At 64.6% G+C, this 18,485-nt stretch carries 15 protein-coding genes, 1 other RNA gene and 2 pseudogenes; 9 read left to right on the top strand and 9 right to left on the bottom strand.

Features of this window, described 5'->3' with window-relative positions; translation table 11 throughout:
• Positions 1-7 precede the first annotated feature (7 nt).
• Genes KDD17_RS12920 through KDD17_RS12910 form a run of 3 tightly spaced genes read right to left on the bottom strand, consistent with a single transcriptional unit; the run spans position 8 to position 2,527 of the window.
• On the bottom strand, positions 8-391 hold the full coding sequence (locus tag KDD17_RS12920) for a hypothetical protein (RefSeq protein WP_212704034.1): 384 nt from the start codon (positions 389-391) through the stop codon (positions 8-10).
• On the bottom strand, positions 367-2,106 hold the full coding sequence (locus KDD17_RS12915) for a DNA polymerase III subunit gamma/tau (protein WP_212704033.1): 1,740 nt from the start codon (positions 2,104-2,106) through the stop codon (positions 367-369). Before KDD17_RS12915 ends, KDD17_RS12920 begins: the two co-directional genes overlap by 25 nt.
• Before the next feature lie 58 nt (positions 2,107-2,164).
• On the bottom strand, positions 2,165-2,527 hold the full coding sequence (locus tag KDD17_RS12910) for a YidH family protein (protein WP_212704032.1): 363 nt from the start codon (positions 2,525-2,527) through the stop codon (positions 2,165-2,167).
• A 60-nt stretch (positions 2,528-2,587) separates the two neighbouring features.
• Between KDD17_RS12910 and ypfJ the strand changes: the two genes are divergently transcribed.
• Entirely contained in the window at positions 2,588-3,436 is an 849-nt protein-coding gene (gene ypfJ / locus KDD17_RS12905) for a KPN_02809 family neutral zinc metallopeptidase (RefSeq protein WP_212704031.1), read from the top strand.
• A 275-nt stretch (positions 3,437-3,711) separates the two neighbouring features.
• Here ypfJ and ffs read toward each other — a convergent pair.
• Together ffs and KDD17_RS12895 are read right to left on the bottom strand one after the other, a co-directional pair.
• Positions 3,712-3,809: signal recognition particle sRNA small type (ffs, locus tag KDD17_RS12900), an RNA gene on the bottom strand.
• A 37-nt stretch (positions 3,810-3,846) separates the two neighbouring features.
• Positions 3,847-5,667, bottom strand: a complete 1,821-nt coding sequence (locus KDD17_RS12895; protein ID WP_212704030.1) for a 5'-nucleotidase C-terminal domain-containing protein — start codon at positions 5,665-5,667, stop codon at positions 3,847-3,849.
• An 84-nt stretch (positions 5,668-5,751) separates the two neighbouring features.
• On the opposite strand from KDD17_RS12895, the pseudogene nudC reads away from it, so the two are divergent.
• Both nudC and KDD17_RS12885 read left to right on the top strand, forming a co-directional pair.
• Positions 5,752-6,719, top strand: a pseudogene (gene nudC, locus KDD17_RS12890) (NAD(+) diphosphatase).
• 97 nt (positions 6,720-6,816) lie between these two features.
• Complete coding sequence (locus tag KDD17_RS12885; protein WP_212704029.1) at positions 6,817-7,284, top strand: SRPBCC family protein; 468 nt, start codon at positions 6,817-6,819, stop codon at positions 7,282-7,284.
• Between the two features lie 90 nt (positions 7,285-7,374).
• Here KDD17_RS12885 and KDD17_RS12880 read toward each other — a convergent pair whose 3' ends face one another.
• Positions 7,375-8,229 carry a prephenate dehydratase gene (locus KDD17_RS12880; protein ID WP_212704028.1) on the bottom strand — a complete coding sequence of 285 codons (855 nt, stop codon included), beginning with the start codon at positions 8,227-8,229 and terminating at the stop codon, positions 7,375-7,377.
• A 131-nt stretch (positions 8,230-8,360) separates the two neighbouring features.
• Here KDD17_RS12880 and KDD17_RS12875 point away from each other — a divergent pair, with 131 nt between their 5' ends.
• The 5 genes from KDD17_RS12875 (at position 8,361) to KDD17_RS12855 (ending at position 14,859) form a co-directional block, all read left to right on the top strand.
• Entirely contained in the window at positions 8,361-8,864 is a 504-nt protein-coding gene (locus KDD17_RS12875; RefSeq protein ID WP_254796795.1) for a c-type cytochrome, read from the top strand.
• Between the two features lie 174 nt (positions 8,865-9,038).
• Complete coding sequence (locus KDD17_RS12870) at positions 9,039-10,958, top strand: extracellular solute-binding protein (protein ID WP_212704027.1); 1,920 nt, start codon at positions 9,039-9,041, stop codon at positions 10,956-10,958.
• 3 nt (positions 10,959-10,961) lie between these two features.
• Positions 10,962-12,107 (top strand): microcin C ABC transporter permease YejB, encoded by a 1,146-nt coding sequence (locus KDD17_RS12865; protein WP_212704026.1) that lies wholly within the window; start codon positions 10,962-10,964, stop codon positions 12,105-12,107.
• 65 nt (positions 12,108-12,172) lie between these two features.
• Entirely contained in the window at positions 12,173-13,279 is a 1,107-nt protein-coding gene (locus KDD17_RS12860; RefSeq protein ID WP_212706237.1) for an ABC transporter permease, read from the top strand.
• Positions 13,276-14,859, top strand: a complete 1,584-nt coding sequence (locus tag KDD17_RS12855) for an ABC transporter ATP-binding protein (protein WP_212704025.1) — start codon at positions 13,276-13,278, stop codon at positions 14,857-14,859. Before KDD17_RS12860 ends, KDD17_RS12855 begins: the two co-directional genes overlap by 4 nt.
• Before the next feature lie 6 nt (positions 14,860-14,865).
• Here the strand turns inward: KDD17_RS12855 and KDD17_RS12850 are convergent, their stop codons facing one another.
• Entirely contained in the window at positions 14,866-15,012 is a 147-nt protein-coding gene (locus KDD17_RS12850) for a hypothetical protein (RefSeq protein ID WP_212704024.1), read from the bottom strand.
• 93 nt (positions 15,013-15,105) lie between these two features.
• Here KDD17_RS12850 and KDD17_RS12845 point away from each other — a divergent pair, with 93 nt between their 5' ends.
• Entirely contained in the window at positions 15,106-15,978 is an 873-nt protein-coding gene (locus KDD17_RS12845; protein ID WP_212704023.1) for a LysR family transcriptional regulator, read from the top strand.
• Here KDD17_RS12845 and KDD17_RS12840 read toward each other — a convergent pair.
• Together KDD17_RS12840 and KDD17_RS12835 are read right to left on the bottom strand one after the other, a co-directional pair.
• Positions 15,975-17,482 (bottom strand): annotated as a pseudogene (locus KDD17_RS12840) (D-alanyl-D-alanine carboxypeptidase family protein). The gene KDD17_RS12845 and the pseudogene KDD17_RS12840 overlap by 4 nt on opposite strands.
• Before the next feature lie 221 nt (positions 17,483-17,703).
• Positions 17,704-18,405 (bottom strand): HAD family hydrolase, encoded by a 702-nt coding sequence (locus tag KDD17_RS12835; RefSeq protein ID WP_212704022.1) that lies wholly within the window; start codon positions 18,403-18,405, stop codon positions 17,704-17,706.
• Positions 18,406-18,485: the final 80 nt, after the last annotated feature.

Genomic DNA, 18,485 nt, shown 5'->3' with positions numbered 1-18,485 from the left:
ACTCTCCTCAGTCAGACGGGCGCGGTTTGCCGCCCGTGGTGTAAATAATCATCCCCGTACATATTGCAGCGACGAGGGCGATGAACAAGGTGGGGCTGCCGATACATCCCTCGGCGGCGGCCTGCGTGGGGCCCGCCATCGCGATGAACGAGGCCCAGAAGGACCACAGCACGGTGACGATCAGCGCGCCCCACTGGTGGCGCAACCGCAGCACCAGCGCCGAGGCCAGCAGCAGCACCAGCGAGGCGGGTGTGCCGGAGAGCGCGATCAGCTCGGTCCACGCGGTCGCTTCGGCGCCCGCTGTCCAGCCGGGGCGCATGTCGGCGCAGGATTGCGCCAGCGCGGGGCCGGGCAGCAGGGCGAGGATTACTCCTCTTCGAAGGGATCCCATTCGTCCTCCACCTCCGGCAGCGCGTCCTCGGTCGCCTGTTGCGCCAGCTCTTGCGCGGTGCGGATGCCGGTGATGCGCGCGCGCGGGAATTGCGCCATGACCGCCTGCATCAGCGGATGCGCCTCGGCTTCGGCCTTGAGCGCGGTGTCGCGGGCGTCCCGCACCGATGCGATGGTGGGCGCGCCGCCCTCGTTGACGACGGTGACGGCCCAGCGATTGCCGGTCCACAGTTGCAGCTTGGCGCCCAGCCGCTGCGCCAGATCGCGCGGGGCGTCGTCGGTGGGCACGAATTCGATACGTCCGGGCTGATAGGCGGCGAGTTGCAGGCCGCCTTCGATCTCGACCAACAGCTTTACGTCGCGGTTGGAGCGGATCAGCTCAAGCACATGCTCGAACGTGGCGTAATGGGCCAGTGCCGAGACCGCTTGCGGAGCGAGGGCCGTTGCGACCCCGCCACCGGAGGAAACCGGCGCCGCGCGGCCTGACGCCTGTGCAGGGGTTCCGCCGCCCGAAGGCGCGGGCGCCACGCCACCGCCAGCGCCGGGGCCTGACGGGGGCGTGTCTTGCAGCTTGCGCACCAGCTCGTCCGGGGTAGGCAGATCGGCCACATGGGTCAGGCGGATGATCGCCATTTCGGCGGCCATCATGGCGTTGGGGGCGGCGGCGACTTCATCGAGCGCCTTGAGCAGCATCTGCCACAGACGGCTGAGGACCCGCATCGCCAGCGCGTCGGCCATGGCGCGCCCGCGGTCGCGCTCCTCGGGTGAGACGGTGGGATCCTCGGCGGCGTCGGGCGTGATTTTCACCACCGACACCCAATGGGTGATCTCGGCCAGATCGCGCAGAACGGCCAGCGGATCGGCCCCTTCGGCATATTGTGCGCCCAGTTCCGTCAGCGCAGCCGCCGCATCGCCGCGCAGGATCATGTCGAGCAGATCGAGCACCCGCGCGCGGTCCGCCAGACCCAGCATCGCGCGCACCTGATCCGCCGTCGTCTCGCCCGCGCCGTGGCTGATCGCCTGATCCAGCAGGGAGGTCGCATCGCGCGCCGACCCTTCGGCGGCGCGGGTAATCAGCGCCAGCGCGTCATCGGCGATTTGCGCGCCTTCGGCCTCGGCAATGCGCCGCAGCAGGGCGATCATCACCTCCGGCTCGATCCGGCGCAGATCAAAGCGCTGGCAGCGCGACAGCACGGTGACGGGCACCTTGCGGATCTCGGTGGTGGCGAAGATGAATTTGACGTGGCTTGGCGGCTCTTCGAGCGTTTTGAGCAAGGCGTTGAAGGCGTTGTTGGACAACATGTGCACTTCGTCGATGATGTAGACCTTGTAGCGGGCCGAGGCCGCGCGGTAGTGCACGCTGTCGATGATCTCGCGGACGTCGCCTACGCCGGTGTTGGAGGCCGCGTCCATCTCGATCACGTCGACGTGGCGGCCCTGCATGATGGCCGTGCAATGCTCGCACACGCCGCAGGGTTCGGTTGTGGGGCCGCCGGTGCCGTCTGGCCCGATGCAATTCATGCCCTTGGCGATGATCCGCGCGGTCGTCGTCTTCCCCGTCCCGCGGATGCCGGTCATGATGAAGGCCTGCGCGATGCGGTCCGCCTCGAACGCGTTTTTCAGGGTGCGCACCATGGCATCCTGGCCGACCAGATCGACAAAGGTTTCGGGGCGATACTTGCGCGCAAGCACGCGGTAGGAGGTGGTTTCTGACATGGGGATCCTGAGATTCGGCGTATGCGTCAGGGTAGGCGCTGTGCCGGGGCGCGGCAACCTAGAGCATCCACAGAACACCCCCGACACAGACCGCACCAAGCCCCAGCAGAATGGCGATCAAGCGCATGCGCCCGCTGGGCTGGGCGTGCGCCTCGTTATCCTGCAGGCGCTTGAGCGTGCGCGCGGCAGACCGCTCCGCTGCCCAGAAAATGAACAGCGACAGTGTGATGAACAGGCTCGCCACCGCCTTGGGCAGCCACGTGGGCTCTGCCTCGGCAAACACGGCGTTGAGGCCCACGGCAAGCGCCGTCGCGGCCATGCCGGTGCGCATCCAGCCCGCAAACGTGCGCTCGTTGGCGAGGATCGTGCGATCCTCGGCCCAGTCGGTGCGGTCCTGCGCGAGCTTATTTTTCTGTGCCATTGAACCAAAGGTGGGCTTTGCGGTTAAACTGGCAAGGGCAATTCAGCGGAGTGGATGGTTATGCGGCTAAGAGGGATCCGGCGGAGCAGCAATGTCGAGCGGCGCGGGCGCGGGGGCGGCGGCGGCAGGCGCGTGGGTGGCAAGGGTGGTCTTGGCATCGTTGGCGTGCTTGCGGTCCTGGCGATTGGATATTTCACCGGCATCGACGTCTCGCCGCTGTTGCAGGGTGGCAGCGTGCAGACCGAACAGCGCAGCACCGCGCAGGTCGAGAACCCCGAAATGGCCGATTTCAGCGCCCGCGTGCTGGCCACGACCGAAGACGTCTGGGGCAAGATCTTTCCCGAGCAGGTGGGCCGCCCCTACACGCCGCCGACGCTCGTGATCTTTGACGGGGTGACGCGCAGCCCTTGCGGCAATGCCAACGGGGCGACCGGCCCTTTCTATTGCCCGGCGGATGGCAAGGCGTATCTGGATACCGAATTCTTTACCGCGCTGGACCGCCAGATGGGGGCGGGGGGCGATTTTGCCGCCGCCTACGTCATCGCGCATGAGGTCGCGCACCACGTGCAGAACGAATTGGGAATCCTTTCGCAGGTTTACGCCGCGCGGCAGTCCTCCAGCCAGGTGGAAGCGAACAGACTGACCGTACGGCTGGAACTGATGGCTGACTGCCTGTCAGGAATCTGGGCCGCGAATGTGCAGGGATTGATGGAGCGCGGCGATCTGGAAGAGGCGCTGAATGCGGCGCGCAAGATCGGGGACGACCATCTGCAACGGCAGGCCGGCCGCGTGCCGCAGCCGCATACTTTCACCCATGGCACATCGGAGCAGCGGGCAAGCTGGTTTCAGCGCGGCTTTGACAGCGGGCAGGTGCGGTCCTGCGACACGTTTGCGGCGGCACAGCTTTAGGGCTTGAGGAGCGCGCGCGGCGCGACTGGTCGGCGGGTGGTGCACCGCGGTAAGGGCAGGAAGGCGCTCCAGACGGGCTGTGCGTGCGTTTTGGGGCAGGCGGCGGGTGTGACTGACTTGCGATGCGAAGGGCAGGAGGTGTTTGCCCGTGCGTTTGGGGAAACAAGCGCAGGGCGAATCTTGAGGTGGATTTATTTGCAGGGGTTGACCCTTTCGGGAGCATCCTTTGGATGCCCCTGTCGGGTTACGCGCTTTTTGCTTCGCAAAAAGCGCTTAGGTGAGAGATTGATAACGACCCAAGCGGGACTCGTTGTGGCTGCTTCCTTCCGGACCTGACCAGGTTGGCGAGGCGCCTGCCCGCACCAACCTCTCGACGCCCGATATAGGCCAAGCGGTGCGCGCCTGCAAGGTTACAGGGTCAGGGAAAGTTCGAGGAAACCGTCGGCGTTTCGACCGTGCACCTGCGGCGCCAGATGGGCGATCTCGGTCAGATGGGCGGTGGCGTCTGGATCGGTATGCAGGACCACCCGCACCCCGGATCCTGTCGCAAAGGACCACGGCACCTCGGATGCGGGGAGCGGTTCGCGCAGTTCACGCACGATGGCCTGCTCAAGCCCGGGGCGCGGGGGGACGAGCATCCGCGCGGCCTCGATCGGGGCATAACCGCCCCCGCCCGCAAGTCGGAACTGGCTCGCAATCAGCACGAATTCATCGCTGTCCTGAATCGGGCCGCCCGGCCCCGTCAGATCGCGCACACGGCTGTAGGGCGGCGCGGTGATGTCAAATCGGCAGGAGACGCCGAAAACCGCATCGAACTGGAAGCCCGGCACCGCGGCGTTTATCAGCGGGCAGGGCGCGCCCTCCTGCCCGGCGGTGTTGAAGATCGCGCCCGCGTGTTCGAGCCGGGCCCGCAGATCGGCACCTGTAATCAGCCCCGCTCCGGTCTGGTTTGCAAAAGGGTCGAGCCCCATCACATGACGCCGCAACACTGGCCCGGCAGGGATGTTGAGGAAATTTGCAGGCCCGTCGCGTCCACCCGAGGCATGCGCCGCCACGGCGGTGAGCACGGGCAGATGGGCATGGGCGGTGGCGTCGATATGCTTTTGCAGCAGCCGCCGCTTGGCCCGCGCGACAAGCGCTTGCGTGCGGGCGGGGGCGGCGTGGGTGAAGAAGCTGTGCAGCGGCGTTTCCGTCCGGGCAACCTCGGTCCGCAGATAGCGTCGCAAACGCTGGTGCGCCGGGTTGGTGTCGGCCCCGATCGCCGCGGCGTCGGATGGGGCGGGCGGATGCGGGTGCAGCGCGCAGCTGTGGCCCTCGATCCGCCAGCGGCCGGTGCTGTCGCGCACAAGATCGAGATCGATCACGCCCAGATCGGATCCCGCGTGGCCGGGCATGACCGCAGGCACCCCTGCGATGAGGCCGCGCGCGCCGTCGATTTCGGGGTGCGAGCAATAGGTCTGCGACGGCAGGCGGTTGTGTACGTGCCCCAGCACCAGAGCATCCGCAATGCCCTGCCGAGCGAGCGCCAGCGCGCCGCTCTCCTGCCGGTCGGTGTGATCGCCGGGACCCACACCCATATGCGCCAGCAGCAAGATCAGATCGGCGCCCGCCGCACGCAGGGTTGCGGCCATGCCCCGCACCTGATCGGCCTTGCTTTCGACCATGCGGCGCGACCCCAGCACATGCGCGTGCCACTGCGCCGTCTGCCCGGGCAGCAGGGCCAGCACGCCCACGCGCAGCGTGCATCCCGATGTGCCGGGCAGGGGCGTGTCGATAAGGGTGTGGGGCACCAGTGGGGCCAGTCCGGGACCGGCAAGATTGCTGCACACCATCGGCATGTTCAGCGCGCCCGCGACCTTGCGCAGGTAGCTCAGACCAAAATCCAGATCGTGATTGCCCAGCCCCACGACGTCATATTCAAGCGCGTTCAGCGCCGCCACGATCCCGTGCTCTGCCGTGACCGGACGCCGCGCCAGATGCCGCGCGAGGGGCGTGCCCTGGAAGGTATCGCCATTGTCGACAAGCAGGCTTGCGCGTTTCTGCGCGGCCGCCTCGCCGCGTGCCGTGCGGATCACAGGAGCCAGTCCGGCGAGCCCGGTGCCTTGTGTCGGCCGATCCTTGATGTAGTCATGGGCGCGCAGATGCCCGTGCGTGTCGGTTGTCGCAAGAATGCGCAGGCCCGCCCGCAGGACCGGGTGGGTATCGTCGGTGAGGGGATCGGTCGGGCTCATGCCGGATAAATACCAGCATGGCGGGAATACAACAATCGCGATCGCGGGCTTGACGCGACGTATCAACGGGAGAGGCCGCAGCGCATGAAAGACGCAGAACGGGTGACATTCGGAGGCTCCGGGCTGGACCGGGCGGGTGAGATTCGCAGCGATGCCAATGCCTTGGCCGCTGCAGCTGCCGATACCCGCGCGCGGGCGGTCGTGTTTTGGCGCGGTAAGCCGCTGATCGCACCCGAGCGGCCCGCAGGCGTCGTGCGTCTGCCGCTGGATCACGCGGCCCTGGCGGGAGCGACAATGGCGCCGATCCTCCTGGGGCGCGAGGACGGCGCGCCGGTGTTTGCGGTGGATCTGTCGGGATGGACACCGCCCGATCTGGATGAGGGCAGCCTTGGCGGGTTTCTGGACCCCAGCGAGCAGCGGCACCCTGATTTGCCCGACTGGATGGTCTTTGCCGAGCTGCGCCGCGTGATGACCTGGCTCAGCCCGCGTGATGCGGAACTTGCGGCGTCGGGGAAGGCGATCCTTGCATGGCACGAAAGCCACGGCTTTTGCGCGCGCTGCGGGGCCGCCAGCGCTCCGTCGCAGGGCGGTTGGCAGCGGCGCTGCGACAGGTGCAACACATCACACTTTCCGCGCACCGATCCGGTTGTCATCATGCTGATCACGCACGGTAATTCGGTTCTGGTGGGCCGCTCACCGGGCTGGCCCGCGGGGATGTATTCCCTGCTGGCAGGCTTTGTCGAACCGGGCGAGACACTGGAGGCTGCCGTGCGCCGCGAAGTATTCGAGGAGGCGGGCGTGCGCGTGGGGGAGGTCGGCTATCTCGCGAGCCAACCGTGGCCCTTCCCGGCCTCGTTGATGATGGGCTGCTGGGGGCAGGCCGTGAGCGACGAGATCACGATCGACCCGGTAGAGATCGAGGACGCGCGCTGGATCAGCCGCGAAGAGATGATGGAGATCTCGCAGGGGCTGAACCCGGCGATAAAGCCCGCACGCAAGGGGCTATCGCCCATTTCCTGATTGAGCGTTGGCTGTCAGACACACTCGATTAACTTTTTCGTCGAATGATTTGTTGCGCGGGCGCGGGCGTGCCATAGTTTTGCTCACATGCCGGTCGATCGTGGCCGGAGTGTACCAGCCGAGGCTCCTATGAAATTTTCGACCAAGGAAGATATCGAAGCGCCGATCGACGCCGTCTTCGACATGCTGTGCGATTTCGAGATGTTCGAGCGTGCGGCCATGCGGCGGGGCGCGGAAGTGCAGCGTACCGACACGCGCACGCAGCCCGGTGTCGGCATGGGATGGCGCGCCGCATTTGCCCTGCGCGGAAAGCAGCGGGAGGTCGATATCGAGCTGGTCACCTTCGAGCGGCCAAGCGAGATGATCTATGAATGCCGCTCGCAGGGGTTGATGACCTTTATGACGCTTGAATTGGTGGCGCTGTCGCGCAATCGTACGCGCGTTCTGGTGGCGCTGGACATCAAGCCGCTGAACCTGTCGGCGCGTTTGCTGGTGCAATCGCTGAAACTGGCCAAGACCTCACTGACCAAGAAGTACAAGATGCGTGTGGCGGAGTTCGCCAAGACGCTGGAAGAGCGCCACGCCCGCGTCGCGTGAGCGCTCCGCGGCCGGGCGCAGAATTTCTCGCGAAATTCTGGACCCAAAAATTAGTCCTAATTTTTGCGGCGCACGCGGGTGCGACGGGCGCTAGCCATCAAGGCTGGCACGATCGGGGCTGGCAGGATAGACGCCGAGGATTTCGAGCATGTTCGTGAAATATTCCAGCTCTTCGAGCGCGCGGGCCACTTCCGGGTCGTCGGGGTGCCCGTCGATATCCGCGTAGAACTGCGTCGCCGTGAAGGAGCCTGCGACCATGTAGCTTTCGAGCTTGGTCATGTTCACGCCATTTGTCGCGAAACCGCCCATCGCCTTGTAAAGCGCGGCGGGGATGTTGCGCACCTCGAACACAAAGGTGGTCATCATCTTGTCCGCGCGCCGCGTGCGGTCAAGCTCGGGCGCCATCAGCAGGAAACGCGTGGTATTGTGGTCAAGATCCTCGATCCCGTCGGCCAGCACGTCCAGCCCGTGGATCCCTGCGGCGACAGAGCTCGCCAGCACGCCCTCATGCGCCGGTCCATCGGCGGCAAGTTCTTCGGCGGCGCCGGCGCTGTCGGCGGCTGGTTCCGACGTGATGCCATGCGCGTCGAGGAAACCGGTTGCCTGCGGCAGCAGGACCAGATGCGCGCGCACGTGTTTGACCTGATCCAGTGTCGTGCCGGGTCGCGCCATCAGCGCGATGCGCACCCGTACAAAGGCCTCACCGATGATGCGCAGCCCGCTTTGCGGCAAGAGGCGGTGAATGTCGGCGACGCGCCCGTAGGTCGAATTCTCGACCGGCAGCATCGCCAGATCGGCGGCACCGGCGCGCACGGCGTGCAGCACGTCCTCGAACGTGGTGCAGGGTACGGGCGTGGCGTCGGGGCGCGCGCTCAGGCACGCCTCGTGGCTATAGGCGCCCAGGGCCCCCTGAAACGCGATGCGGAGCGGCGCGGCGTCTGTCATCGTTCAATTCCTCGGTGAAAATCCGACCTGCGGTCGTTTGGTCGCGGTAACTACACCTTGCCTGCGGGGAGGGAAAGCAATAGATACCGCGCGAACGCATGAACAAAATTCTAAAGATGATGGGCTGATCCATGGACTCAATGTTGATTACCAAACTCGGTGCGGGTGTGATCGGGGCGTGGCTGGTTCTGCTGCTGGGCGGTTGGGCTGCCGAAGAGCTGTATCACGCAGAGCTGCACGGCGAGCCGTCCTATTCGATCGAAGTGGCCAGCGACGCGCCCGAAGAGGAGGTCGAAGAGGTCCCCTTTGAGGAGCTGATGGCCTCGGCGGATGCAGGCGCGGGTGAGCGGGTCTTCCGCAAATGCACCGCCTGCCACAAGATTGGCGAAGGCGAGAACGCGACCGGACCCTACATGCACGGTGTCGTTGGACGCGAAGTCGGCTCCGCCGATGGCTATAACTCCTATTCCGGTGCGCTGTCCGAACAGGCAGATGTCTGGGATGTTGCCGCACTTAACGGTTTCCTCGAAGCGCCCGCCGCCTGGGCGCCTGGCACGTCGATGGGTTTTGCCGGTATCAAGGATCCCGAGGAGCGGGCAAACCTGATCGCCTACCTCGACAGCCTCGACGACTGATCGCACCGCACGTGCGACACGATACTTAAGGCCGCCCGGATCCGGGTGGCCTTTTTGCTGTTTGGATGGGCCTCACCGGCAGATAACAGCTTTGCAACTTGTCACTTGGCGCCGCCTGTCGTTAGCCTACATGACGCACCAGCATGTGACGCCCACAGTCCGAGGAGCCTTTTGATGTTTGCCGCCCTGTCCCGATCCGGTTTGACCCTGCGCGCCCTGACCGGCGCCGCCCTGAGCGCGCTGGCCCTTGGCCTGCCCGCGCCCGCGTTTGCCGACGGGCACGCCAAGATGATCAAGAGCCACGGCTATTCCTTCTACGGCGATCTGACTTATCCGGCAGACTACCCGCATTTCGACTACGTGAATCCCGACGCGCCGAAGGGCGGCGAGATTTCGATCTCGGCGCTTGGCACGTTCGATTCGATGAACCCCTACAGCCGCAAGGGCCGGGGCGGCGCGCTGAGCACGATCATGTTTGAGAGCCTGCTGGGTGACGGGAACGGAGAAGCCTCGGCACCGGCGGATGTCTACGGCGAAAGCTATTGCCTGCTGTGCGAAAGTATCGAATACCCCGAGACGAAGGATTGGGTGATCTTCAACATGCGCCGGGACGCCAAATTCTCGACCGGGGATCCGGTGACGGCGCATGACATCGCATTTTCGCATAACCTTTTGCTGGACCAGGGGCTGCAATCCTACGCCGACGCGGTGCGCAAGCGGATCCCGCGGGTCGAGGTGATCGACGACTACACGATCAAGTTCTACTTTACCGAAGGCATCTCGCGGCGCTCTCTGATCGATCAGGTGGGGTTCGTGCCCGCGTGGTCGAAGAAATGGTACGAGGAAAGCGGTGCGCGGCTGGATGAAAGCCGACTTGAAACCTCGCCCGGCTCTGGCCCCTACATGATCGAGAAAGTCGATGTGAACCGTTCCATCGTCTACAAACGCAACCCCGACTACTGGGGGAAGGATCTGCCGATCAACGTGGGGCGGCACAACTTTGACCGGATCCGGGTGGAGTATTTCGGGGACGAAAACTCCGCCTTTGAGGCCTTCAAATCGGGCGCCTACACCTTCCGCTCCGAAGGGAATTCAAAACAGTGGGCGACCGCCTATGACTTTCCCAAGGTAACGGCGGGCCACGTCGTCAAGGAAGAGATCCCCGACGGCTCGCCCCCGTCGCCCACGGGCTTCGTGTTCAATCTTGGCCGCGAGACGATGCAGGATGTCCGCGTGCGCGAGGCGATCTCGCTGGCGTTCAATTTCGAGTGGACCAATGAATCCCTGCAATACGGGCTGTTCAAGCCGCGCGCGTCCTTCACGCAGGATACGCCGCTGATGGCGATGGGCACGCCCGAGGGGGCGGAGTTGGAGCTGCTGCAATCGCTTGGCGACGTGATCGACCCGGCGGTGCTGACCGAAGAGGTGCGCGTGCCGCATACCTCGGGCGCCGAGCGGTTGTTTGACCGGCGCAACGCGCGCCGTGCGATGCGGCTGCTGGACGAGGCCGGCTGGGCCGTGGGCGACGACGGGCGCCGCCGCAATGCCGAGGGAGAGCCGCTGCGGCTTACGTTCCTGCTGAACTCCTCCGGCTCTGCCACGCTGGCGGCGGTGGTGGAGAATTTCATGTCGAACGTCGACAACCTTGGCATCGAGGCGGTGCTGGAGAAGGTCGACGCCTCTCAATACACCCTGCGCGAGCGGGATCGCGACTATGACATGGTGTTCGACGCCTATGCGGCGTTTCTGGGCACCGGCACCGGGCTGATGCAGCGCTATGGCTCTGAGGCTGCGGCGTTTTCGCTGTTCAACCCGGCGGGGCTGGCCAGCCCCATGGTTGACGCGATTATCGAGGCATCGTTGCAGGCGCAAACCAGCGAGGAGGAGGCCGCCTCGCTCATGGCGCTGGACCGCGCGCTGCGCCATGAATTCATCATGATCCCCCTGTGGTACAATGACGTCTACTGGACCGCCTACTACAACCAATACGCCCACCCGGCAGAGCAGCCCGCCTACGCGCTGGGCTATCTCGATTTCTGGTGGTACGACGCGGAGAAAGCGGACGCATTGCGCGCGGCAGGCGCGCTGAGGTAACCCATGGGCGCCTATATTCTCAGACGGCTGTTGCTGATCATTCCGACGTTGTTCGGGATCATGCTGGTGAATTTCGCGCTGGTGCAATTCGTGCCCGGCGGCCCGGTAGAGCAGGCGATTGCCCGCATCCAGGGCGGCGGCGACGTGTTCGGCGGCTTTGCCGGATCGGGCAATGACGCGGGCAACGAGGCGACGGGTGCCACAGAGAATTACGTGGGCGCGCGCGGCCTGCCGCCCGAATTCATCGAAGAGCTGGAGCGTGAGTTCGGTTTCGACAAGCCGCCCGTTCAGCGGTTCTTCTCGATGATGGGCAACTACCTCATGTTCGATTTCGGGGAGAGTTACTTCCGCTCGATCTCGGTCATCGAGTTGATCAAGGAAAAGCTGCCGGTGTCGATCACGCTGGGGCTATGGTCGACGCTGATCGCCTATCTCATTTCGATCCCCCTGGGGATCAAGAAGGCCGTGCGCGACGGATCGCGTTTCGACACTTGGACCTCCGGCGCGATCATCGCGGCCTACGCGATCCCCGGTTTCCTGTTTGCGATCCTGCTGTTGGTGCTGTTCGTGCCCGCCAACTGCTTCCGTATTCCCGGCCTTGCCGACGTGTGGGAAAACGGCGCGGCCTTCAACCCGACGTGTTACGAGCTTTTCCCGCTGCGGGGCCTCACGTCCGACAATTTTGAGGAACTCAGCGCCTGGGGCAAGGTAAAGGACTACTTCTGGCATATCACGCTGCCGGTGCTGGCCTCGACCATCTCTGCCTTTGCCACGCTGACGCTGCTGACGAAAAACAGCTTTCTCGACGAGATCAAGAAACACTATGTCATGACCGCCCGCGCCAAGGGGCTGAGCGAGGGGCGCGTGCTCTACGGGCACGTGTTCCGCAACGCGATGCTGATCGTGATCGCGGGCTTCCCGGCGGTGTTCATCGGTGTGTTCTTCGGCTCCAGCCTGATTATCGAGACGATCTTTTCGCTCGACGGTCTGGGGCGTCTGGGGTTCGAGGCTGCGGTGGCGCGGGATTATCCGATCGTGTTCGGCACGCTGTTCATCTTTGGCCTGATCGGTCTGCTGGTCGGCATCATCTCTGATCTGATGTACGTGCTGGTCGATCCGCGCATCGACTTCGAGAAGAGGGAAGGCTGATGCACGCGCCCAATCCCACACCGGCACAAGAGGCACCCGCCCCCGTCCCGGCCAAGCCCCGGCGCATGGCACTCAGCCCGCTGAACCAGCGCCGCTGGCGCAATTTCAAGCGCAACCGCCGCGCGTTCTGGTCGCTGTGGATCTTTGCGGTGATCTTTACCCTGTCGCTGTTCGCGGAGTTTCTGGCCAACGACAAGCCGATCCTCGTGAACTTCCGCGGCGAATACTACATGCCGATTTTCAATTTCTACCCGGAGACGGCGTTCGGCGGCGATTTCCAGACCGAGGCCGCCTATCGCGACCCCGAGGTGAAATGCCTGATCGCGACCGGCGGGTCGGAGTTCTGTTTCGACGATCCCGAAGCCTATATCGAGGATGCGCAGGATGGGATGATCGAGGGCGAAGAAATCATGCAGGGCTGGTCGATCTGGCCGCCGATCCCCTACAGCTATGACACCGCCGTGGACCGCCCGGGTGCAGCGCCTCTCCCACCGGGCGACGGCAATCTGCTGGGCACGGATGGGACAAAGCGCGACGTGATGGCGCGGGTGATCCACGGCTTCCGCCTCAGCATCGTATTCACGCTACTGGTGACGGGGCTGAGTACGATCATCGGCATCGCCGCCGGGGCGGTGCAGGGGTTCTTTGGCGGCTGGCTCGACCTGATATTCCAGCGAATCATCGAGATCTGGACATCCACGCCCAGCCTCTACGTCATCATCATCATGTTCGCGATACTGGGGCGAAGTTTCTGGCTATTGGTGTTCCTGCTGGTGCTGTTCAGTTGGACTGCGCTGGTCGGTGTGGTGCGCGCGGAATTCCTGCGCGCGCGCAATCTGGAATACGTACGCGCCGCCCGCGCGCTGGGGGTCAGCAATACGACGATCATGTTCCGCCACATGCTGCCCAACGCCATGGTCGCCACGCTGACGATGCTGCCGTTCATCATCACCGGCACGATCAGCTCGCTCGCCGTGCTCGATTTTCTGGGCTTTGGCCTGCCGTCCTCGGCGCCCAGCCTTGGCGAGCTGACGTTGCAGGCGAAACAGAACCTGCAGGCGCCGTGGCTCGCCTTCACTGCGTTCTTTACCTTTGCGATCATGCTGTCGCTGCTGGTGTTCATTTTCGAAGGGATCCGTGATGCGTTCGATCCCAGAAAGACGTTTTCGTGAGTACCCCGCTTCTGGATGTCAAAGACCTGCGCGTGTCGTTCCGTCAGGATGGCAAGCTGTCTGCCGCCGTCAAAGGCATCTCGTTCCACGTCGAGCGGGGCGAGACCGTTGCACTGGTGGGCGAGAGCGGCTCGGGTAAATCTGTCTCGGCGCTCAGCACGGTGAGCCTGCTGGGGGAGACGGCGCAGGTCGAGGGGTCGGTCACCTATGACGGGCAACAGATGATCGGCGCGTCGGACGCGCTGCTGCGCAAGGTGCGCGGCAATGATATCTCGTTCATTTTCCAAGAGCCGATGACCTCGCTCAACCCGCTGCACACTATCGAAAAACAGCTCGCGGAATCGCTGGGGCTGCATCAGGGGCTGACGGGGGCTGCGGCGCGCGGCCGGATCATCGAACTGCTCGACAAGGTGGGGATCAATGACGCGGAAAGCCGGCTGTCCTCCTACCCTCACCAGCTGTCGGGCGGGCAACGGCAGCGGGTGATGATCGCCATGGCCTTGGCCAACAAACCCGACGTACTGATCGCGGATGAGCCGACGACGGCACTGGACGTGACCATCCAGGCGCAGATCCTCGATCTGCTGGCCGAGTTGAAGCGGAGCGAGGGCATGGGCCTGCTGTTCATCACCCATGATCTGGGCGTGGTGCGGCGCATCGCGGACCGCGTTTGCGTGATGCAGCATGGCGAGATCGTGGAGCAAGGGCCAACGGCGGCGATTTTCGACAGCCCGCAACATCCCTACACCCAAAAGCTGCTGGGCGCGGAGCCGTCGGGCAGCCCCGCGCCCGTGCCCGAGGGCGCGGAGGTGGTCGCCGAGGCGCAAAACCTCAAGATCTGGTTCCCGATCCAGCAAGGGCTGCTGCGCCGCACGGTGGGCCATGTGAAGGCCGTCAACGACGCCAGCTTCAGCGTCCGGGCGGGAGAGACCATCGGCATCGTGGGCGAAAGCGGTTCGGGCAAGACCACGCTCGCGCTGGCGGTGATGCGGCTGATCAAATCCGAAGGCGGGATCCATTTTGCCGGTCAGGACGTGCGCAAATGGTCCACGAAAGAGCTGCGGCGCCTGCGCAAGGACATGCAGATCGTGTTTCAGGATCCCTTCGGCAGCCTTAGCCCGCGCATGACCTGCATGCAGATCATCGCCGAAGGGCTCAGCATTCACAACGTCGACCCGGACCGCGACAAGCGCGAACTGGTGCACGATGTGATGATCGAGGTCGGGCTCGACCCCGCCACGATGGACCGCTACCCCCACGAATTCTCCGGCGGGCAGCGCCAGCGAATCGCGATTGCCCGCGCAATGGTGCTGCGTCCGCGCCTGCTGGTGCTCGACGAGCCGACGAGTGCGCTGGATATGACCGTACAGGTGCAGATCGTCGATCTGTTGCGGGCGCTTCAGGTGAAATACGGGCTGGCCTACCTGTTCATCAGCCACGATCTGCGGGTCGTGCGCGCGATGTCGCACAAGGTCATGGTGATGAAGCGCGGCGATGTGATCGAGGCGGGGGATGTCGATACGCTGTATGACACCCCCAGCACCGAATACACCCGGACGCTGCTGCAAGCCGCACAGTAGCGCAGCTTACAGTTTGTCCAGATCGACAGTCACCTGCGGGCGCAAGGAAAACCAGCGGCTGCGGGTGCCGACAAGCGGGCCGGGCAGCTCCTCGCGGCGGGGATGACGGGTGCGAGTGGCTGTCATAAAGCTTTGTGCGTAGATGTTGATCATGTCGTCTCTCCTTGGGTTGATGAGACAGTAGTTGATCATCGGCGCGCAAAATGCGACTCATGCATTCTTTGGTCATGTAAGCTGAGATGACATATGGATTGGCGCGCGCTTCCCCCCCTGTCGGCCCTGCGGGCCTTTGCCGCCTTTGCGCAGACGGGCAATGTGACGGCGGCAGGGGACGCATTGGGCGTCTCACACGCGGCGATCAGCCAGCAGTTGCGCACGCTTGAGACGCATCTTGACGCCGCTCTGCTGGACCGCTCAGGCCGCGCGCTGCGACTGACCGCGCGCGGTGAGCAATTGGCGCAAAGCCTGCGCGGCGGGTTTGCCCTGATGGCCGAGGGGGTCGCGCAGATCTCGGCGGCGCGGGACGACCGGCCTTTGCATATCTCGGTCACGCCGACGCTGGCGTCATCCTGGCTGATGCCGCGCCTGTCGCGATTTCGCGCGGCGCATCCAGAGGTGCGTTTGATGATCGATCCCAGCCCCGAGGTCGTCACGCTGAGCCCCGACGGGATCGACATGGCAATTCGCTACGGGCGCGGGGGGTGGCCCGGGGTCGATAGCGTGCTTTTGTGGCAAAGCCCGATGGTGGTGGTGGGCGCGCCGGATCTGGCGGCACAAGTGCCGCAGGGGGATCTGCCCGCGTTGGCGGGTCTGCCGTGGATCGAGGAATTCGGCCTGTCGGAAACATCGCGCTGGCGCTACCGCACGCTGGGCGACAAACAACCCGTCGCCACGTTGGAGGTGCCGGGCAATCTGCTGCTGGACGGCGCACGTGACGGGCAGGGGATCACTGCCACCGCGCGCCGCTTTGTCGAGCGGGACATCGCGGCGGGGCGTCTGGTGGTGCTGCACGAGGAAGCGCGCCATGAAAGCGGGTATCACATCGTGACCCGCCCCGGTGTGCTGCGCCCGCCGCTCAAGGCCTTCGTTGCGTGGCTGCGGCGCGAGGCGGCGGCTTAGCCCGGCCCGATCATGAAGCAGCTGACGTTGCGCGCCTTCAGGCGGCGGCAGGCCAGATCCGCCGTCTCGCGCGTCATGCCAAGGAAATTCGCGTCGAACCCCTGCGGTTTGCGGATGACCTTGCGCAGCGAGCCGTCGAGCGTGGCCATTTCCGCAAGCGCGGTTTTCAGCAGCACCTTTTCCGCGGCATAGCGGCTGCCGTAGCGGCCGACGTTCACGCCCCAGTGCCGCCCGCCAGACGTCGAAACGCGGGTCACGACCTCTTGCGGTGCGGCGCTAGCGGCGGGTTTCGGGGCCGCGCCGATCACCACCAACCCTTTTGGCCGCAGGGCGGGGCGCACGGATTTCGCAGCCCCGGCAAGGATCACGGCCCCCTCCGCGGGCGCCTCCGCGCGCGGCTCTGGCCGGGGGCGGGTGCTGTGGGCGCTTCGACCACTGACGCGACGGCGGCGTTGATGGCCGAGCTCAGCACGTCGCTTGTGGCATCGGGCTGCTCTGCCGTGGCGACCACGACGGTCGTGCCAGTGCCAGGGCGCAGATTGGGCCGGATCGAGCGGACCACAGCGCCGCTCAGGCGGATCGTCTTGCCTCGCGCGCCGGGGGCGGGCGTGACGCGGGACGCTTCAGGCGCGGCTTCGGCGATATAGGCGGGCGGTGTGGGTTTTTCCAGGCGGGTGCGTGAGGGTGCGCGGCGGAACCCCAGATCCATCAACTCGGCGACCTTCGCGTTGCGCGAGGTCGTGGATTTGCCGCCAAAGACGGTCACGATGATCCGCTCCTGCCCGCGCTCGGCGGAGGCGGTCAGATTGAAGCCGGCCGCACGGGTATAGCCCGTCTTGATCCCGTCTGCCCCTTTGTAGGCTTGCAGGAAGCGACGGTTGGTGTGGGCGACCTTGCGCACGCCCGCATCGGCGGTGATGCGCGAGAACAGGTTGTAGTACTGTGGGAAATCATACAGCAGATGACGCCCCATCACGGTCATGTCCCGCGCGGTGGACTGGTGGCCGCTTTCGGTCAGACCGTGGGCGTTTTTGAACGTCGTGCGCGTCATGCCCAGCTGTTTGGCGGTGCGGTTCATGCGCCGGGCGAATTTCGCCTCGGAGCCCGAGATAGCCTCGCCAATCGCGGTAGCCGCGTCATTGGCGGACTTCACGGCGGCGGCGCGGATGAGATAGCGCAGCGCGATGCGCTGACCGGGTTTCAGCCCCAGTTTGCTGGGTGGCTCGGAGGCTGCGTGTTTGGACACGCGCACTTGGGTGTCGAGAGAGATCTCCCCGTTTTGCACCGCCTGAAACGCGATGTAGAGCGTCATCATCTTGGTCAGGGAAGCCGGATGCAGCCGGGTGTCGGCGTTGCGCGCGTGCAGCACCTTGCCCGATCGCGCGTCGATCACATAGGCCGCGTAAGGGGCCGCGATCGCGCTCATCGGGACGAGCACCAAAAGCCAGAATGCTGCGAGAACGAATAGCCCGTAACGGGCCGGCTGCCTGCGCCGATCCTTCATGGAAACCTGCCTAATTTATCTGCCTCTGGCCCCCGATTTTTCGGGTGGCCTTATTGTTATGCAGATAAAATTAGCACGAAATTCCCCCTCTGAGAACCCATGTTTTCAATGGTTTCGCCGCAATTTCTGCGGCGCGGCAAGGCACATCTAGACATGGTTGATCGACCAAACACCAAACCCGCCATTGTGGCGGGAATGTGGCACGATCTGGGCGGTGCGCCTTAATTCTGGAGAGTCGCGATCAGCGCGGGCAATTCCGACAAATCCGCGATTTGTGCAAAACGTGGATGGACGGGCGGCGGGGCGTCCTCGATTGCCCATGTGATTTCATGCGGGCAAAAGACACCCCAGCCACCGGCCTCGATCATCGGCACCACATCCGAGGCCATCGCGTTGCCGACCATCAGCCCCTGATCCGCGCCCGTGCCGTGGCGTGCGAAGATCGCCGAATAAACCTCCGCGGTCTTGGCCGAGACGATTTCGACCCCGTCGAAGGCGTCGCGCAGGCCGGACTGGATCAGTTTACGCTCCTGATCCAGCAGATCGCCCTTGGTGATGACGATCACCTTGTAATCACGGGATAAAACCTCGACCGTCTCGCGCGCGTGGGGGAGCAGTTCGACCGCGTGGGAAAGCATGTCGCGACCGGCGTCGAGAATCTGGGTGATGACGTCTGCGTGCACCCGCCCATCGGTGACCTCAACGGCGGTTTCGATCATCGACAGGGTGAACCCCTTGATCCCGAATCCGTAGTGCGGCAGGTTGCGTCGCTCTGCGGCCAACAGACGCGCCATGAGGGTATCGGTGTCCGTATACTCCCCCAAAAGCTGCGCAAAATGCACCTGTGTCAGGGCAAAATAGCGCTCGTTGTGCCAAAGCGTGTCATCGGCGTCGAAGCCTACGGTGGTGACGGGAAGGGTCATTCGGGCGCGCGCCTCTTTTCAGATGGGGCAGAGACGTTATATAGACACCTCGACAGACAGCACAAAACCCATTTGAGCAG

This window comes from Sulfitobacter albidus (assembly GCF_018200035.1).
Classification (GTDB): Bacteria; Pseudomonadota; Alphaproteobacteria; order Rhodobacterales; family Rhodobacteraceae; genus Sulfitobacter; species Sulfitobacter albidus.
The sequence above is the reverse complement of the archived record's forward strand: the minus strand, read 5'-3'. Positions and strand labels throughout refer to the sequence as shown.